Consider the following 17,965-nt stretch of genomic DNA (forward strand, 5'->3'; position numbering starts at 1 on the left):
CAATGATAAACAAAGATTATTTAAAACCAGAAACTGGAGTACTGGGGTTTCCTCCGCAAAAAATCGCAAAGAAATCATCCCTGATGACCAACCCGGCCCTGTTCTTTCCGCCGCGACCAGACAAGGGCACAATAAATAATTTAATGAAAATTAGTAAATTCTCGCCATGTAATTTGCTATGAGGTTTAATTTATTTCTACAGAGAAAAATGAATGTTCAAAAGCCCGATATTTCTGCCTTGTTTTTTGTTATTTCTCTGTGAGAATAAAACCAATCATCCACTTACTTACGATTGTTTACAAGATTGTTTCTGGACAAAGTTAATTAATCGCTACCATACTTAATGAATTCAATTTGTAAACATGGAATGCATCATGCCGACTCCAAAAAAAATTCTTATGATTGTAGGAGACTTTAACGAAGATTTGGAAGTTTACTTTCCCTATCAAGCAATGCTCATGAACAATTACCTCATCGATACTGTTTCCCCCGGCAAAAATAAAGGAGATTTTATTCAGACCGCTGTACATGATTTGGATAAACCGCATCTTCAATCTTACACCGAAAAATTAGGGCACCTATTCCCCATTACAGCTGATTTCTCCAAAATCACTTTAAAGGATTATAACGCTTTAATCATTCCAGGTGGAAGAGCTGCCGAATATCAACGTTTGAACAAAGACATTTTAGCGATAATCAAGCATTTTCATGACACAAACAAACCCATTGCCTGCATTTGTCATGGCATACAAATTCTTGCAGAAGCTGGAATACTTGAAGATAAAAAATGTACGACCGTCGGTTTTTGTGAACCGGATGTTCGAAAAGCAGGAGGACATTTTATCGACACAGGAATGGATGGTGTTGTGGTAGATGGTAAATTAGTTACCGGAGCCACATGGCTGGGAAATGCCCCTTGGATGAGAGCATTTCTTCATATCTTGCAAAATGAGGGTTAATCATCTTTACAGAGTAATTAACCAGTGGTAATCAGATTAAGCTTGTTTAAAAATTATATTCTTGACCCATGATTGTTATCATATTCCGCTGCAATAGTTATTTGTAAATCAATTGCAGCTACTTTTTTATAGAATTGGCTGGTTTCTGGTTGCCTTTGATTAAAAAAAGTATGCTGATTAAGTTTATTAGACTGTTTTGCGATTTTTATCATAGATTCTAACGCGCTTTCAGCCGTTAACTCTCCTTGCTTATATTTTTTATAATCATCAAATATCATAGCAGCACCATTAGGTATATTAATAACCTTGCCATTTTCCAGCTGGCGTGTATTTCCACCCAATAGGCCTAATTTTCCATCCAGCTGAATCACATCCTGAATAATCTCATCAATTAAATCATGAGCAGTTTTTATCTTCTCGTCAGATGAGTTTTCTGACACTAATTGGGCAGAATTCTTTTCTTGAGTGCCTTCCTCTACAACAGTGTTCTGCAAGATAACTTCTTGTTCTTTAACATTAGACTCATGCGCTTCAACTTCTGTTTCCGCTCCAGATGCTCTTGTTAAACCTAACTCAGCTACCCTTGGTTTTAATGATTCAAGTTGAGTGGAACATTGTTTAATTTGTGCTCTTAACGTGTCATTTGAAGTAACTCTTTGCCAAAGCTCCTGGGCAATCTCCTCAACACCAGGCCATTTGTTTTTGCATTGCCATTCATTTTGTCTGGGTTCAAGATCCATCAAGGCCCTTCCAATTTGCTTTAATTCTTGAGCCGTTGGATTTACAGGGTCAGAAACCTGGCTCAATACTTTATGAAATTTCCTGAGGGGATCTGAGAATTCTGAAAGTTTAATAGCCCCTTTAATGACTGGTAATGTCACAGGATTTAATTTTTTATCCTCATCAACATAATATAGAGCCCATTCCCCAGTTTTGTCCCTGGGTCTAATCAACAAATAGGAATCCGGTTTTAACTCAGAGGGTGTTTCTGCAGCAATACACCAGCTGTTTTGTTTTACTTTTAATTCATTGGCATAATGATCCAAATTAAATAAACCAGTCTTTTGAATATCAAAGGCTATCAGTTGAACTGCATTTTCAAGTCTTTCTTGAAAACTCATGTTTTCTATCCCCGGCCTTTTTATACTGGGAACCCAACTGGCGTCATTTTTATTGTTCTGTGGTACATAAAAATAGTCTGGCGCCTCCACACTCCCATCGATTAAATACCTTTGATCTTGTAATTCCCAATGAATCGCTTCAATTTCACTTTTGTCATTCAAGATTCCCATTTTTTTTAATTGATGAAACAAAAATCCTGGCCCAGTAACACCTAATGTTTTAGCAATTCTCTCACCTCTTGTTTCCTTCATTGATGCATATTCATGAGTAAACTCAAAGGAATCTCTCCTGATATAAGATTGCTCAATCGCATCAGCTAATTGCCTGATTATTTGATTTCCCTTGCGACATAAAATGATGTCATTGCAAAGAGTATTATTTGTTCCCTGAGACCAGGGAGACAATAGAAACCCAAAAGGTGCATGAATTTCATCAGGGAAAGGAGTAGAGCATAAGATATCTGAATCCAGATAAATCCCTCCCTCTGCAGCCAAGATGTTTAATCGCAACATATCACTCACCATCCCATAATTAGGAGATTCCTGATCGAGTTCATGACGTATACTATCTCTGCACACACCCTCCTCATTAATGTCTTTTACGGCGATGCCTTTTGCTTTCATGTTTTTAATAAACAGCTCAAGTTCTTTGGCAGGAGCGATTTTTTTATCTACCCAAATAATCGTTTCATAGCCTGGGTTCTTTTCAGCCCATTCGGAGACAACTTCGATATTTTTTTGAGGCATGATGTGACCAACCCATATAAAATGGATTTTTTTGTCAATTTGAGCGTCTTGGCCAACCTGTAATAAATTTTCTGTCTTCATATCAATTCTCCAACCTGGATATGAATACATTTTATACAGATTGATATTAAGCCCAGATGACCTTCATGAGAATAAAACTCATAGTACATTCCTGTTAAGAATAGACAGCAGTTAATGAGAGCTATTGAAAATAAGGAAGACTATCAATGGGCTTTCCAAAACTTACCTTGGTAGCGCCGATAGATTTCCCTAACAATTATCAATATAATTTTGCGATAAATTTGTGGCTTTAATTTGCTAGGAACGCTGCCCAAACCACCAAGGATTGAATCATGAAAACCTTAATGACCCGCATTTTCTCCCTCATCATGTTATTGGCGTTGAATTTTAATCCTATTGCTTTTGCTCATACCAATAATACAAATAATAAAGGTTTATCTGCTTCGCTTAACAACAGTAGAGACAGCAACGTACCCAATAACACGTATGTCACACCTCAAGCCTTTTGGGATTTATATTTTGATTTCACTGGAGATGAAACTCCAGGATATCCCAAAGGTAAAATTAATATTTCCCAAACCTTATTCCAGTCAGAAATGAAAAAAAACAGCAGCTTGGCGCAACAAAATGAAGGTCAATTAATCCTGTTCATCAACTCCACACTGTATATTTATAATAGTGACCGTCAGCTTGAGCTAAAACAATTGATGCGTACTGCTCCAAATTCAGGATTCACTGAGATGACTGCGATATCACACATTGGTCCAGCTCTGATGTATCTCGCAAAAATTAAAGAAAATGGCGATGTAAGCTGGAAATCACAAATGGAAAATTTACTTAAGGATATCCAGGCAGTAAAAGTAATCAATGCACAAACACCCAATAATTGGCTGGAGCAAGTCAATGCGCCTGCCTGGAAGCCTCATCTCACTACAATTCATAATATGATTGATTATGCCTGTTCTATGGCAGGCAATTACATGAGTGATGTATTGAACGAAAAACTATCGTTTGATATGGCCTCTTTACAAAACGACTTTCTTAACGGCAATAAAACGTATCCTATCCCTTATAATAACGTCATGATCGGCACTTTTATGTTAACCGCTTTGCAAAGCATGGATCAGCTTCATAGTAAAATAAGCCAATTGAAAATAGATTGGTCTCACGCCAAGGTAATTATCCGTTTTGTCGCAGGATCTAATGTTTCAGCTGGCGTAAGCAAAGGCAGCAATTGGTTAGTCCCTTTTGTTCAAGCACTATCCAATAATACATTAGCTACAGATAGAATTTATATCACGCCTTATGCCGCAGTGAAATCATCGTTAGGCGCTCAAGAGTTAACACAAGCAGATTACAACTATTATAATAATACGGTATGGGGTGCAAGACATAACCGTACAATCATCGCCAACGAAGTCTTTACTAACATTACGAGCATCTTCTTACCTGATCGCCCAGCTATTCCCGGTGATTATACTTATTCCAAACAACCTAAAATCGAGGATTTTCTAATGCGCTTAAAGTTTTCATTGGCAGAACCAACTGAAATGTTATCCAATACTGTTGGATTTTGGATGGCTGGTGAACTTGCCGAAAAAAACTGGAATTATAATAAAATCAGCATCCCGGGTATTACAACTGGTTTCCCAGAAAGCATATCCACCTATCCAAACAATAATCCTGTAATTCAGAGATGATAAAAAAATTACTCGTAAGCGCTATATTATTGCTTATATTTCCTGTTTTAGGGCAATGCAAAACGGTACTTGTCCCCTATCAATATTTAAAAACATCGGGAGCAAGAGATATAACACCTTTTACGCTCGATGGTGCGCAATACCTTGCTATACCTCAGTTGTCAAAAGATGAGTCGGATACTCCTGCCAATATTAACGGCGGCAATGCCAAAGTTGATGTACTCATTTTTAAGTGGGTTAATGGGAAGTTTCATTTATATCAAAAAATCCCGGGGCATGGTAATGAGGGTACCGCTTTTTTTAGAATCAAGGAGCAAGCTTATCTCGCTACCTCCTCAATCTATTCAAAACCAAAAACTGCAAATAACAAGCATAGTTATACTAAATTATATCGTTGGAATGGGAGACGTTTTTATCCCATTCAGCAATTTTTTACTTATGCCTCCAAAGGTATTCATGCTTTTTCCATTGGAGAAAGGCACTTTTTGGCATTTGCTGATGGAGTGGTTTTGCCCGACAATAAAATAACAACCAATACGGACTCCATTGTTTATGAATGGAACGGTAAAAAATTTATTCCTTTTCAATCATTCCCTACCAAATGGGCTTATGGATGGGACTTTTTTACTATAAATGGATCACATTACCTGGCACTCACTGATCATGCCAAAGCATCCCGTATTTATCGTTGGGATGTAAAAAAATTTGTTTTATTCCAGAGCTTTTCAAAAACTGGTGGACGTGCATTTTCACATTTTACTATAGATGGAAAGTTTTACCTGGCTTATGCCAATCTCCTGCATCCTTCTATTATTTATCGGTGGGCAGGTAATCAATTCGTGGAATATCAACCCCTGGAAGGCTTGGGAGGACGAAATTTTGTCTTTTTTTCCAGCCACGGTAAACATTATTTGTTGCGAATCAATTTTATTACTGGTTCAAGAATGAAACCGAAAACGAAGTTGTCATCCCAACTATATCAATGGATAAATAGTAAATTTCAGGTGATCCAAAACATCACCACATCCGGAGGGGTCGATGCAGCTGTTTTTAGGGTTAATAATCATCGCTATCTAGGGGTTGCAAATAGTTTGGATGAGCAATCTCGATTTCAAACAGACAGTATCATCTATAAAATAAAATAGAGTAATCCAAAGCAATGCTCACAAAGCAATCAAATTATCCTCTTAAGGTTTGATTAATATTCTTACATTATAATTATTCATTATAACCCTTGAGTGAGGATATCAAATGAAAGATTTTGTCATTGTTGGGGCTGGGCCAATAGGCTTATATTGGGCTGCAAGACTTGCACAAATAAAAGAAAGTTCGGGATTACCTATCAATATTGTAGTTATCGACCCAAGGGCGGGCAATTACAATCGAGAAAGGATAGTATCCAATGAAGCAATCAAATCGATAAGCTCCCAATTCTCAATCAGTATGCCGTCCGGCAAAGGGATCCCGAGTGAGGCCATGTATATCAGAGACTTTGAAAAATCATTATATGAATACTGCAAAAGTAAGGGAGTGGTATTTAAAAAAGGGACATTTTCCGGGCTAAGCAACGAGTTCGTTTCGTATAAAGATCCTAAGGAAAATATCCGTACAGTCAAATGCGACATGGTCATTGATTGCTCTGGTTCTAATCGTATGGTTCTTAAAGAAACCAATCGCTTGTTGGGAAAAGAAGTATTTGAAATCAAGACATTGGGTAAAAACCCACATACCAATCATTTTTCTTGCTACATGTCATTAAGCACTGAAGAGGCAATGAAACTACGCCTCCCTGACGAAATAGATCCCTTGCTCCAGGCAAAGCAATTATGCAAATTACGACAAAAATACGATTGGCCAAATTTTTCATTTCCTGTTGTCGACATACGGTCAGCAATAAATGAAGAAGGTGGTGTTAATTATTTTATTTATTATGAAGTACCCGATAGTTTGAAAGATAAAGAAAAGAGTGTACAAATTGAATTTCTTAAAGATTTACTCAAATTGAAATACGGCTTTGAAGACATTGATTTTACAATTCATTCGTTTGGACACTTCCCTGTTTGTCCTAAATATGTCGATAAGCCATTTTATCTTGGTGAAGAATTACCTGTTGTTCTGGCAGGTGGAGATTGTCAAATTGAACCGGATTATCGTAAAGGAATTGGCATAGAGAGTGGAATTGAACGTGCCAATTTTCTATTTGATACCGCTCGTCTTACAAGCAAAGGGCTGGGATTCTTATTTGATAATTACTACCAACAAGTAGCCAGGTATGTAGGCTATCATGGCAACCTGATTGAACAGTTTTATCTGCAAAGAGTGGACAATATTAAAGGCTCTTCGCTTGAACAAGCAAAGAAAATTCTTTGCTCCGCTTGCGGTTCAGTAAAGGAAATTGAAGATGTTGCTGCCATTGCTAGCGAATTAAAGCTTTTAGGCAATGAGCTTTTCAAGAAACCTAATTATGAAAGTGCTTTGGAATGCTATCTTAATGCTATCCATTTGTATCAAACTTTTGAAAAAGCCTTGCCACTGACAATGGATTTTGTGACATTACATTCCAATGCCTGCCAAACCTGCCTGAAGTTAAAAGAGTATGGACTATGCATAAAGCTGGCAAATGAAGGCATCAAGGCTTATGCGGAAATAAAAGCAGAAGATAAAGACATGCTTTTCAAATTATTATTCCGAAAAGCCTCAGCCCTCGTTGAACTAAGTAATGCTTTTGATGTCAAGACACAAAGAAAAGAGCTCGATGAGGCATTGAAAGATCTGAAAGAAACATATGTGCTAATGCAGGAAAACTCAGGTGTGAATAATGCCGCTTTTGTTAAGCAGATTCAGACCAAAATTGTAACTATCGAGAAAAAACTTCCTCCTCCACAAGAGGAAATAAATAAAATCGAATTTATTTAGCTTTAAATTGGTAATATTATAAAAATGCCTGGCTTGGTCATTAATAGATAGAAATCTATCTGACAATGAACAAGCCTAATCATTTTATCGTATTCGATTAAAATGACTCTCTTCCCCAATAAATTTTCAATAAAGCTCAATGCTGCTATTCTTAATTGAAATAGGGTTGATGGAGGGAGTGAAAATGCTAAATAAGGAATATATTAAAACAACACCCTATGGATTAGGATTTTCAGAATTTTTTTTTGAAGACAACTTAAAAAAATATTTTTCTGATCCGTCATTAGAAGTATTGTCAGCAGAATACTCTCCTTCTGCCAGTGATAAAATAGCTTGGTCTGTCAAACACCCCAAACAGGGGGATCATCCCATAGGAGTACAACGTTATAAAATAATCTTTAAAAAAAACGGTAAAATACAAACCCTCCATATCATCGTCAAATCTAAAATTAGCGATAAGCATTATCTCCAGGTTATATCCAATGCCTTTACAAAATGCGGTATTCAAACGGAAATGCCTATCCTTGACTATTTATCACAACTGGAATTTTCAAATTTAAACAGGAAAGAAATCACTATTTACAATATGCAACATTCATTTGAAGCCTTTCAATATGCTATGCCATTATGCTATGGAACTTATTTAGATGAAAAAGAAGAAGCTTGTGTATTAATTTTAGAGTGCCTTGATGAAGAATGGCTATCCCTCGATCCTTTTAATACCTCGAAATGGGATCAAACAGCCATTGAAGCGTTGATTGATGCGATTGCTCCGATGCACGCTGTCTGGTATAAAAAAGAAAAAACGATTGCTGAGATCAAAGGCTTCAAAAATCCATTAAATACCGACCAAATGCAACGCTTCATACCTTATTGGAATGCCCTGGCAAAAGCCGTGAAAACATCAAACATGCCTTTCCTTGCAAAAGAAGATTATTTATTTCATACCCATCTTATTGAAACTATACCGCAGTGGCATAACAAAATTGATGCTATGGCTAAAACATTGGTACAAAATGACTGCGTACCGAAAAATATTGCATTATGTAATCAAAATGGGGCAAAGAAAGTTTTGGTTTATGATTGGGAAATTGCAACTATTCATATACCACAACGCGATATTGTTGAGTTTTTGTCTTATGTTTTACCTGAAAATTTTGATAGTAATTTATTAAGCAATTATATAGAGAGACATCGAATAAAACTTGGCGAAGCAACACAACAAACGATTGATGCAACAGAGTGGCGGCTTGGATTTCAATATGCTTTATACGATTATTTAATACAGCGTATTTTTCCACAAATACCTTTTGAAAAACTCGAAGCTCGTAACATAGCAAAAGTGTACAACAATGCCCGTCGCATGATGGCGTTACTGGACTAATTTTCTGGAGTGATTAAGGATGACTCATATACGCGTAATACTGCCAGGGTACAATACCAAAGTTTTAAACCAGGAAATGTTAAAACCATTTGAAAGCTCTGGCCTGGAATTAAGTGTTGATTATACTGACCTTGCGGTTGATGCGGTAAGACACGAATTTGATATTGCTTTGATGGCGCCTTATCTCATAAAAAAAGCAATGAAAGCCGAGCAAGAAAAGGTCCATGCGATAGTAATTGATATGATGGCAGATGTGGCAATGCGCGCACTTCGCGAAGCGGTGACAATTCCTGTCGTCAGTCTTGCTGAAACAGCGGTGCATGTCGCAACCATGATGGGTAACAATTTTGCGATTATCAATACAACAGAAGAACTGACACCGATTCAGGAAAATTTGGTGCGTAGTTATGGATTACATGATCGTTTGGCATGTATCCAAGGTGTGCAATTGGACCCGCATGACGACTATCATTCAGAAAAAACGATCCATGAGTTAATCGAGCAATGTGCAGATGCTGTGATAAAGAAACATGCTGACACACTTATTTTCGGCTCAGGGCGCTTGATTGGTTATCGCGAAGTCATTCAAAAAGGTTTACAGGAAAAAGGGTTGCATATCACCATTATTGAGCCCCTGCCTACCGGAATTTATTTCGCAAAATTTCTGGTAGACTCCAAAATTTCCCAAAGCAAATATGTGTATCGGTCACCCGATGCTTCTACATTAAAAACGTATTCAAAAATTTGGGGGAATTAATCATCTGGATTTTATCTCAAAACTCATTAGACATAGAATAACTGCTGATTACTGATATATTTTCTTTCCATCAATATAAACAGCAACTAACTTGTTTTCACAGGATCTGGCTATCACTCTTGCCAGGCGATATTGAAGTTCATCAAGAGCTAACTCCTTTGATAAGGAAGAAAGTTCCGCCAGAGGATAGTTATTCCTGTCATCGAGGATAATCAAATCCGCTTTTTTACCTGCTTCGATGCTACCAATTTGCTTCTCTAACCCCAGCAATTTCGCTCCGCCAAGAGTCGCATGATATAGCCAGCTTTTTGCATCAATCAGAGCAGTCTTTTTATCAAGCCTCCATAAAGCTTTGTTGGTAAAACTAGCCGAACGCATTTCATCAAAAAGAGAAAGGCTGTCCCCTCCACCACTGTCTGATCCCAATCCAACTTCAATCCCCAATTCTTTAAAAAAAGAAACAGGTGCCATTCCCATCGCAAAAGAAAAATTACTGGAGGGACAATGACTGATTCCCACTTGCTTAGCATAGTCTGCCATGCGTTTCATCTCTTGCAGTGATAACAAAGTTCCATGCGCAAATACAGTCTTATCAGCAATACATTGTGTGGATTCAAACACATCAAAATAATCATGGGCTGTGTTAAATAAGCTTTGAATCAATTCATCAAACCCTTCATCCTTATCAAGATGAGTATGCAACAACAGTTTGTTTGCACGGGCGAATTCACCCGCTTGCTTCAACATAGCCGCAGAACAAGTCACCGCAAACCGGGGAGACACTGTGATATGTAGATTATTTTTACCATGGTAACGATCTTTTAAAATAGTCAGATCTTTAAATGCCTGATCACAATCGACAAGCAAATGATCAGGTGCGTTTCTATCCATCAACACCAAGCCTATAAACGCTCTGATACCAATACGCGCAGCCACATCACAAACTATTTCTGTTGCTTCTCGACTGCTGGTTACCATTGTATTGATAGTCGTTGTGCCAAAACCTAAACAAGCATGCATATAAAGCTCAGCGTAACGTTGGCATCTTTGCAGATTACTCGAGAAAGCGGTTTCAGCCGGAAAAACCAAAGTGTTTAACCAATCCATCAATGGCAAATCACCAGATCCACTAATAGCGTACTGGGAAAGATGACTATGTGTATCAATTAGGCCTGGGAGGATTAAATGATCAGGATAATTTGACACTGTACATGATATTTCTTGATTTAAATGGGCCTGCTCGCCCACCTCAATAATGCTATCACCATCGATCAAGACATAACCTTTCTTGATAAGAAGACTTTGGCCAGTTTGCGTAGGAGTGATAATATCCCCTAAAATGAGATGAGGAATGCTATTCAATTCATATCCTGAGATTTATTTCTTACTATCAAAAAGTATAGACAACCTCCTGGATTAACTGAAATTCGGATTAAAAATACAATAGTGAAAAGAGCTCCTTCTTTTCAATTTGGATATTAAGGAGCTCTTTTGTAAGATAAATAACCTGAATTATTTGTCCAATGAACTTTATTGGCCTCTCATAGGTAAAATCATGCTCTCTCGCTCTGCTGTTCTTTCTTTTGAAATTTTGTCCATATGCTGATGAGCTAGCTCTTCATTGCCTTTGCCAACCCGTGAAAAACGCAGCGAAACACCACCCGGGATTAAACTGCGATTAAAGAATAATCCACGGTAATCTGTTTCTGAGTAGGCTTTAGGCCGATTGACATTGAACTCAAAAGACAAGTTCTGCAATGCTTGAACAACCATTGATTTAGCAGCATTAGCCAAGTGCTCTTGCATTTCCGGAGTAAACTTCTCACTGTACCAATCCAAAGGTTTCGGCACATCAATATCAATAAATTTTTCGGGGTGAGATTGGGCTTTTAATTCTTCAATCATATTTTTCAAGACAAAATCATGTTTGGAGACAATTTTTTGCTGACAAAAATTGCGTTGAAACAACCCTGGACCTGTACCATCATTTGTTTTACGCTCAATGATAGTTAGTCCTTTTTTCCGTAAAGCAAGGCCATCAAATTCCTGTCTTTCACCACTTTCTGGAGAAATAACCTCAAAGGATTTGTAAAGGCCCACTGCCAACCGCTCGGAAAAATCCTTGATAGTCAAATACAACTGCGGATCACCGGTTTTCAGGCTAGACGGTTGAATAGATTGCATCAAACCCTCAGAAAGGTGACTTGGACCACTCATAACCTGCGGATCAGAATCACCTTCTTTTCCTTCCTGTTTTTCCTTTCCTTTCTCACGCTCATTCATTGGAGACTCTAATAAACTCTCTTCATCATCAAAGATTTTCTTGCGCAAATCATCCAAAGTTTCTTCTTCATCAGAATCATAATCAATCAAATCTACCCTATCCACGGTTGCACCATCTTGAGGAGGATAATAAATTAATGGAGACACGGTTTTGAAATTTTCAAGATTATTCAACCAGTCTTGTAATAGTTTATCCATTCCTTCAAATTGACCCAACTCTTCCATAGCGCGTAAATATCGCTCTTGATAATTACGAGATTCAGAGGTTGAAGCTCTATTGTCTTTTTCTTGACTTTTGCCGTCTATTTCTTCACTTCTCTTTTTAACAATCGCTCTTAATTCTTCCAAATACTCAATCATGGGAGGCATTGACTTTTTTCTTTCGCTGACAAAATGCTGTCTGGCTGCTTCAACTTTTTCTTTATAGTAATCAACTAATTCCTTATTTCTTTTTCCATATACAATAGCTAGTTTCCTCCTGATATCCGTAAATTTTTTAATCCCCTCCTCCATGATAGAGATCGCCTCTTTGACAAACTGTTCATAGTAATTTGCATAAAGAGTATTATCTTTTGGATGCGCGCTTCTCAAAAATCCCATTTGTTGTTTCATTTCATGAAATTCCTGAGCGTAGAGTTTTCTTTCCAGCTTCAGACTTTTTAGTTTATTTTTCAGTTGCTTAATTACAAACTTATCGCCACTGCCAAATTCGGCAATTTGCTGCGGAATTCTTTTAATTTCATTATCAATATCGTTCAGCCTTTTCTTACAAAGCCCTAAAATTTCACTTTGTACTTCTAGAGCACAACGACTTACAACAGTATCGTAGGCCATATTTAAATCAATAGGCCCATCCTCCTGTGTGCAACGAAGTCTCTCTTTAAAGAATTTGAATTCTTCTAGTGCTATGCGAAGCCCTCTTAATTGATACGGGATGTTCTTAGTTTCAGATATCCTATATTCAGATAAAAGTGTACGAACTCCTTCTGTAGTTCTAATTACTTCATCCATCTCTTTAATGGTAGTGTCCAAATCATCACTCGATTGAGTTTTCTCCAATTTATCAATCAATTGCCCAATTACTTTATCCAAAAGACCACAAACAGCTTGCACTGCTACCAATTTTTCATTCTTAAAAAGATCATCATACAGTGCATTGAAATGGGGGGTTACCTTGCTATTTCTAGCATGGGTATCCGATGCAATTAGAACAGGATTATCAAGATTAAACTGACGAGTTAAAAGTTCTACTCCACCCCTTACTAAAACGTCATTCCAATCATCATTAAGAGTTGGAGGCTCTTTGACTATCACTTTATAACCAGCTAATACTAATGCTTTGCAAGCCTTTTCAAACTCTAAATTAGCCTGAGGTTTCGCTATAGGGTCGTCATGATCTTTCAGTAAAACAACCGTTGCCCCGGGAGGATAATGAGTTTTTACATAAGCCAAGGTAGAGGGTAGTTCAGATACACCCATTGACGCCAATACCGAATAGTTCTTTCTGACCTCATCCAGACTCGCTACACTGGCCGCTGTTTCAACTCCTTCGGCAATAAACACAACATCGACGTTATCTTTTTGGTTAATAACAGCTGCTTTGCCTTCTCGCAGAGGATTAGTCTCTCCTAAATATTTCTTGCAAGAAAAACGTAAATTTTCAGAATTTGTCGCTTTGTTGCCATTGGGGTCAATTTGTATTATCTGTAGACCAACGAGTTCATCATCCAGATTATATACAGGAGCAACCACATAATCTTCGTAGGGTTTATTTTTATCAAACTCCCAAATACCAATAGGACCTTTTAAGCTTTTTATCTGTAATTGTTCAGCCACACCTGCTGGGATTTTTCTAGTTCCTACGATATAACGTTCAGCAGGGGTACCTTTTAAAGGTATGCTTCTTGTCCATAAATCATTGGCTAATTTAATACTCTTTTTATCGATGACATTTTTATTCAATTGATTGATTTCTGGAGTTGTTGTTTTGCTCATACCTATTACCTCAGTTATTACCTCACTTAAATGAAGTGAAAATTTTGACATATTTAGCTTAAGGAAATATTAATAAAAAAACAAAAAGTATATTTTTTGTGCAATTATTGCCAATTGATAGCAAAAGGAGTAGTTACTTGCCTGATAACAAATTATAACAGCCTATAATACACAACATGAACAAAGCATGGTTAGAGAGTAATTGCATATCTTTCTGAACCTGCTCACTAAATGGGCTTACAGGATTAATATCTTTTTCCAAATTGTCAAGGTGTTCGACAAGATAAGTTTTCATACTAGTCTTTTAATTGATCAAACAATTAATTATAGTGCAGGCCATTTAAGATAACAGCTAAGAAAGGCTCCTAATGAAACCTAAAATTTCAGTATTTATTGCAACAAGTCTCGATGGGTATATTGCAAGAAATGATGGCTCAATCGATTGGCTTATGGAGGCAAATTCTCTCGCATCTCCGGGAGAGGACTGTGGATATCGATCATTTATTGCCACCATAGATACGATAATTATGGGACGTTATTCATATGAAAAAGTGATAACATTTGATGAATGGCCCTATGGATCCATGCCGGTTATAGTAATGAGCTCAAAGCCCATACAGATACCTGAACACTTACAGCATATCATTTCAGTTTCTAACCAGAGTCCTTCTGATTTAGTTAGTGAATTAGCTCACCATGGCATTCAACACGTATACCTTGATGGCGGTATTACCATCCAGAGATTTCTTCAAAACAATCTAATTGATGAGATAATCATTACTCTGATACCTGTTTTGATTGGTTCTGGCCGCCCTTTATTTGGTTTTCTTGAGAATGATATTAAACTCAAACACTTGTCAACCAATAGCTATCCAGGTGGCTTTGTCCAAATTAAATATCAGATTGGTGCATAACCAGATACTTTAATTATGTTTACTTCGTAATTGTAATGCAACACGCCTTTGCTATGTTATGATGGTGTAATGCTAATTTACTACTAACAGGATAAGAAATGGATATTCGCTATTTGATCTATGCTTGGGGTAGCAGTATTTTATTCTTTATTTATCTTTATTTAAGTTATCTGGTTATTATCCAACGTCGTAAATTTCAGGTACCGTATTTAACCAATGATGATAAGGCATTTATTGCTCGCTTTCGCGCGCATGCTAACTTTGCTGAATACGTCCCATTTACTTTAATTCTGATGGGAATATCTATTATACTTAAGATTCCCCCTTTATTATTAATTGTTCTAATGTTTTCTCTGATTGTGGCCCGCTTGGGACATGCTTATGGTCTAATCAAAAAGGAAGCAGAAAGACAATTTAAACCCCGCATTTATTCGGTTGCAACAACTTTCATTATCATGGGTATTTTAGCACTCTTCAACATACTTAAAGCAACCATACTGTATATCGCTATATAAGTATTTAGATTATTTTGCTTGGGATTTTTTGGCGATTTGACCTCTATAATTTATGAGCGAAACTATGAAGATACTCATAAAAAGTAATGAACAAATACAAATTGGCTTACACTTGTTTCAGAGGCACTGCCTTACTAAAAAACTCCTATTAAGTCGGAGCATGGCAGATTAGTTCATTAAGGAATCGTATTATTAAAGGAAATAACAGTCTCATCATGCTCCTCATCATCCCCGCTACTGCAATTGTCATAGCTCCAATCTTCCCATACATCGCCTATAGAAAGCCCTTCTTTAAACTCATCATATCGATTAATTAATAAAGAATACGTTTGCTCAAACCATTCGTACATCTCAGAGGGTAAGTCACTGTAAATATCAATTTCAAGACCTTTAATCAGACCTATCTTATCATTGAGATCTTCCAGTTGATTATGTAAATGCTTAACCACAAGTTTGTAGTGCTCAAGGTTGTATTTATCAGGATTCAACAGGACATGACTTATCATAAATTTTGTTTTTAATCTCAATATATCTACTTTAAACTGACAAATTTCTTTGTTCAAACCTTGCTTATCCTTTTTGAATAAGAAGAACCAATTAAAAAGGACATACTTTAACCTGATCTCCAGCTCTTTCATTTCTACTAGCAAAACCGAATTGCAATCTTTATTTTTGAGTAGTTCACTATAAGATGAATCGATGTGGTTTAAATCCTTCTCAAATTCTTTCTTAACCGATTGGTAAATACCCATACTTTTCTTGTCATACGGATTGATAGCAAAAAATTTTGTGTAAGCCACTAATACTCCAAATTTTAAAGAATAAAAAATGTGCTAATTATAAAGCATAATCACCAAATTGGAAATTAATTTTCCAATTTAATTCTTTAAAAAAATTATTTTATTTAGCGAGTTGGTTAATATAATTCAAGCGTATTTCTTTTAATAAAAACTACAAGAGTAAAAAAAAGTATTTAACTCTCTATACTCTGTATATTAGTGAGCATTCAGAATTTTAATTGGGTAAGGAGGCAACTCAGAATGTCTTTTCAAAAATTGTGTCACTTGGTGAACATCTTTATGGTAGGTGAAGGATAAATCACTAAAACCCATCTTTATAGATTCTGACCAAACCAAAAATTAATAAGAATTGAGCTACGTAATAGGTAAACATAACAAAAATCCTTACATCAGCCTGAGTATAAATAAACAAATTAAGTGCCAAAGTTAAATCAGAAATCAAAAAGAACAAGGCTCCACTGCTAATCGTTAAAGTTTCCTTTTTTACCTGAAAAGCACTAAATACCATAAGCATCAAGACACAGAAATAAATCATTACAGGAATTAATAAGTCCCCAAGATGTGGAATCATGGAAAATGCCACAAACGCCATCAATAAAAGAATAGGAAGATAGTAAAAAAAATGTAATTTATTGAATTGAAATGATTTAAAAAATAAAGTGATATAAAAACAATGTGCTAACAAGAAGCAACCGATACCTAATTCCAACTGCAACGAAATAGGTAAAGTCAATACCACATCCCCAGCAAAGGAAAATACAAGTGCCAAGATCAGGAAAACTTTAGCCGATAAGAGAAGGGAAGCTCTAAATACCCCAAAGATTAAACAGGCTATAGGAATAGGTTTTAAAACAGTAGTAACAGGATATTGTATAAACGAAACACTGACTAAATAAATAACAGCAGTAAACAAAAATATCCAGGACACTGGTTTGGAAAAAGAATAAGTCATAAATAGTCCCTTATTTTTTAAAATCAAAACAATTGATTTGAGCTGTCTTATATCTCAACCCTATTAGGTAATTTATTCTATTCAATCAATTTTAGGGCTTGATATCGGTGTTGTTTTAGCTGAGCCATCTCCATACAAATACGAATTGATTAAAATTAAAGCGCTCTCGGTTAATGTCAATGCAGCTCCGCTTAGTTTGACCACATTGAGCAAGGGACTTGTTTCTCCAGTATCTGTAAAGGCTTCAAATGCCTGTAATGCTAATAAGGTGAATCCTGCAGTAAATTGCACCGCGCCAACAATTTGTCCCATATAAGTATAAGCGGAATCATCACCCTTGTTTCGATAAAAGCGATTACCAAAAAAACCTATCGCACCAACCACCATTCCACCAACCGCGGTTACAACATTACCATTAGTTACTTGCTCACTGGCTTTACCTAAAGCATAAAGTATCGCAGGCCCTCTTGTTGCCAATTGAATATTCAGCTTTCTTGCATTTTCATAGACATCTGGACCTAAAGTGCCATGTTCTTCTGGATGTGATGGTGAATTTTCTGATTCAAATTTTTCTTTTGCCATTATCAACTCCTGTTTAGCAAAATTCTGGGTAAGACATTATCCTTTCAATTTCTCAGATTATATCCACGGCCTTGCCTTATTATTTAACATGATTAGCCCCCAATTTAACGTGACTTATGAATAAGATCAGCCGTTTTCTTGAATCGTTCAGGCTGAGGAGACATTTATGCCATCTCAAAGCCTTGTATGGAATTTAATGTTTCATGCTTGGCTTCGAGACGATGCTTAAGCATCTTCTCAGCCCAAACGGACACTGGATATCGACTGCTCCTTATATAATCCTTATCCATAACTCACGTTAATTTAAGTAATTTTCTAT

Annotated in this window: 15 protein-coding genes and 1 pseudogene; 9 read left to right on the forward strand and 7 right to left on the reverse strand. The window is 36.6% G+C overall.

Annotation, left to right across the window (positions count from 1 at the left end; all coding sequences use genetic code 11):
• Positions 1 to 35: 35 nt before the first annotated feature.
• Positions 36 to 182, forward strand: a pseudogene (locus EL201_RS10160) (DNA helicase UvrB); the annotation flags it as partial.
• 192 nt (positions 183 to 374) lie between these two features.
• A complete protein-coding gene (locus tag EL201_RS10165) occupies positions 375 to 959 on the forward strand; it encodes a DJ-1/PfpI family protein (RefSeq protein ID WP_027222155.1) in 585 nt (194 codons plus the stop codon).
• A gap of 53 nt (positions 960 to 1,012) precedes the next feature.
• Here EL201_RS10165 and setA read toward each other — a convergent pair whose 3' ends face one another.
• Positions 1,013 to 2,947 carry a Dot/Icm T4SS effector SetA gene (setA, locus tag EL201_RS10170; protein ID WP_080273027.1) on the reverse strand — a complete coding sequence of 645 codons (1,935 nt, stop codon included), beginning with the start codon at positions 2,945 to 2,947 and terminating at the stop codon, positions 1,013 to 1,015.
• Between the two features lie 233 nt (positions 2,948 to 3,180).
• Between setA and EL201_RS10175 the strand changes: the two genes are divergently transcribed.
• The 5 genes from EL201_RS10175 to EL201_RS10195 all read left to right on the forward strand — a co-directional run bounded on the left by EL201_RS10175 (position 3,181) and on the right by EL201_RS10195 (position 9,605).
• Entirely contained in the window at positions 3,181 to 4,548 is a 1,368-nt protein-coding gene (locus tag EL201_RS10175; protein ID WP_027222157.1) for a DUF5624 domain-containing protein, read from the forward strand.
• A complete protein-coding gene (locus EL201_RS10180) occupies positions 4,545 to 5,693 on the forward strand; it encodes a hypothetical protein (protein ID WP_027222158.1) in 1,149 nt (382 codons plus the stop codon). The genes EL201_RS10175 and EL201_RS10180 overlap by 4 nt, the downstream gene beginning before the upstream one ends.
• 106 nt (positions 5,694 to 5,799) lie before the next feature.
• The gene (locus tag EL201_RS10185) at positions 5,800 to 7,464 is read left to right on the forward strand and encodes an NAD(P)/FAD-dependent oxidoreductase (RefSeq protein WP_027222159.1); all 1,665 of its coding nucleotides are present in this window, start codon (positions 5,800 to 5,802) and stop codon (positions 7,462 to 7,464) included.
• A gap of 184 nt (positions 7,465 to 7,648) precedes the next feature.
• Positions 7,649 to 8,848: a hypothetical protein gene (locus EL201_RS10190; RefSeq protein ID WP_027222160.1), complete on the forward strand. Its 1,200-nt coding sequence runs from the start codon at positions 7,649 to 7,651 to the stop codon at positions 8,846 to 8,848.
• Between the two features lie 19 nt (positions 8,849 to 8,867).
• Positions 8,868 to 9,605, forward strand: a complete 738-nt coding sequence (locus tag EL201_RS10195) for an aspartate/glutamate racemase family protein (protein ID WP_027222161.1) — start codon at positions 8,868 to 8,870, stop codon at positions 9,603 to 9,605.
• A gap of 48 nt (positions 9,606 to 9,653) precedes the next feature.
• Here the strand turns inward: EL201_RS10195 and EL201_RS10200 are convergent, their stop codons facing one another.
• The 3 genes from EL201_RS10200 to EL201_RS15690 form a co-directional block, all read right to left on the reverse strand.
• Positions 9,654 to 10,967 carry an amidohydrolase family protein gene (locus EL201_RS10200; RefSeq protein ID WP_027222162.1) on the reverse strand — a complete coding sequence of 438 codons (1,314 nt, stop codon included), beginning with the start codon at positions 10,965 to 10,967 and terminating at the stop codon, positions 9,654 to 9,656.
• Between the two features lie 168 nt (positions 10,968 to 11,135).
• A complete protein-coding gene (locus EL201_RS10205) occupies positions 11,136 to 13,883 on the reverse strand; it encodes a toprim domain-containing protein (protein ID WP_027222163.1) in 2,748 nt (915 codons plus the stop codon).
• Between the two features lie 133 nt (positions 13,884 to 14,016).
• Positions 14,017 to 14,178 carry a hypothetical protein gene (locus EL201_RS15690; protein WP_158511024.1) on the reverse strand — a complete coding sequence of 54 codons (162 nt, stop codon included), beginning with the start codon at positions 14,176 to 14,178 and terminating at the stop codon, positions 14,017 to 14,019.
• A gap of 73 nt (positions 14,179 to 14,251) precedes the next feature.
• Between EL201_RS15690 and EL201_RS10210 the strand changes: the two genes are divergently transcribed.
• Together EL201_RS10210 and EL201_RS10215 are read left to right on the forward strand one after the other, a co-directional pair.
• Positions 14,252 to 14,797, forward strand: a complete 546-nt coding sequence (locus EL201_RS10210) for a dihydrofolate reductase family protein (RefSeq protein WP_027222164.1) — start codon at positions 14,252 to 14,254, stop codon at positions 14,795 to 14,797.
• Positions 14,798 to 14,895: 98 nt separating this feature from the next.
• Entirely contained in the window at positions 14,896 to 15,312 is a 417-nt protein-coding gene (locus EL201_RS10215; RefSeq protein ID WP_027222165.1) for an MAPEG family protein, read from the forward strand.
• A gap of 176 nt (positions 15,313 to 15,488) precedes the next feature.
• On the opposite strand, the gene EL201_RS10220 is transcribed toward EL201_RS10215, so the two are convergent.
• The 3 genes from EL201_RS10220 to EL201_RS10230 form a co-directional block, all read right to left on the reverse strand.
• Positions 15,489 to 16,112 carry a hypothetical protein gene (locus tag EL201_RS10220; RefSeq protein ID WP_027222166.1) on the reverse strand — a complete coding sequence of 208 codons (624 nt, stop codon included), beginning with the start codon at positions 16,110 to 16,112 and terminating at the stop codon, positions 15,489 to 15,491.
• 301 nt (positions 16,113 to 16,413) lie between these two features.
• On the reverse strand, positions 16,414 to 17,064 hold the full coding sequence (locus EL201_RS10225) for a lysoplasmalogenase (protein WP_027222167.1): 651 nt from the start codon (positions 17,062 to 17,064) through the stop codon (positions 16,414 to 16,416).
• An 81-nt stretch (positions 17,065 to 17,145) separates the two neighbouring features.
• Positions 17,146 to 17,646 carry a hypothetical protein gene (locus EL201_RS10230; protein ID WP_027222168.1) on the reverse strand — a complete coding sequence of 167 codons (501 nt, stop codon included), beginning with the start codon at positions 17,644 to 17,646 and terminating at the stop codon, positions 17,146 to 17,148.
• Between the last annotated feature and the right edge of the window lie 319 nt (positions 17,647 to 17,965).

The sequence above is a fragment of the Legionella pneumophila subsp. pascullei genome, assembly GCF_900637585.1.
GTDB lineage: Bacteria > Pseudomonadota > Gammaproteobacteria > Legionellales > Legionellaceae > Legionella > Legionella pascullei.

Excerpts from the sequence above, each read along its gene's own strand:
- EL201_RS10180 (WP_027222158.1), top strand. The coding sequence starts at position 4,545 with ATGATAAAAAAATTACTCGTAAGCGCTATATTATTGCTTATATTTCCT.
- EL201_RS10205 (WP_027222163.1), bottom strand. The coding sequence starts at position 13,883 with ATGAGCAAAACAACAACTCCAGAAATCAATCAATTGAATAAAAATGTC.
- EL201_RS10230 (WP_027222168.1), bottom strand. The coding sequence starts at position 17,646 with ATGGCAAAAGAAAAATTTGAATCAGAAAATTCACCATCACATCCAGAA.
- EL201_RS15690 (WP_158511024.1), bottom strand. The coding sequence starts at position 14,178 with ATGAAAACTTATCTTGTCGAACACCTTGACAATTTGGAAAAAGATATT.
- EL201_RS10195 (WP_027222161.1), top strand. The coding sequence starts at position 8,868 with ATGACTCATATACGCGTAATACTGCCAGGGTACAATACCAAAGTTTTA.
- EL201_RS10185 (WP_027222159.1), top strand. The coding sequence starts at position 5,800 with ATGAAAGATTTTGTCATTGTTGGGGCTGGGCCAATAGGCTTATATTGG.
- EL201_RS10165 (WP_027222155.1), top strand. The coding sequence starts at position 375 with ATGCCGACTCCAAAAAAAATTCTTATGATTGTAGGAGACTTTAACGAA.
- EL201_RS10210 (WP_027222164.1), top strand. The coding sequence starts at position 14,252 with ATGAAACCTAAAATTTCAGTATTTATTGCAACAAGTCTCGATGGGTAT.
- EL201_RS10225 (WP_027222167.1), bottom strand. The coding sequence starts at position 17,064 with ATGACTTATTCTTTTTCCAAACCAGTGTCCTGGATATTTTTGTTTACT.
- EL201_RS10190 (WP_027222160.1), top strand. The coding sequence starts at position 7,649 with ATGCTAAATAAGGAATATATTAAAACAACACCCTATGGATTAGGATTT.
- EL201_RS10215 (WP_027222165.1), top strand. The coding sequence starts at position 14,896 with ATGGATATTCGCTATTTGATCTATGCTTGGGGTAGCAGTATTTTATTC.
- EL201_RS10175 (WP_027222157.1), top strand. The coding sequence starts at position 3,181 with ATGAAAACCTTAATGACCCGCATTTTCTCCCTCATCATGTTATTGGCG.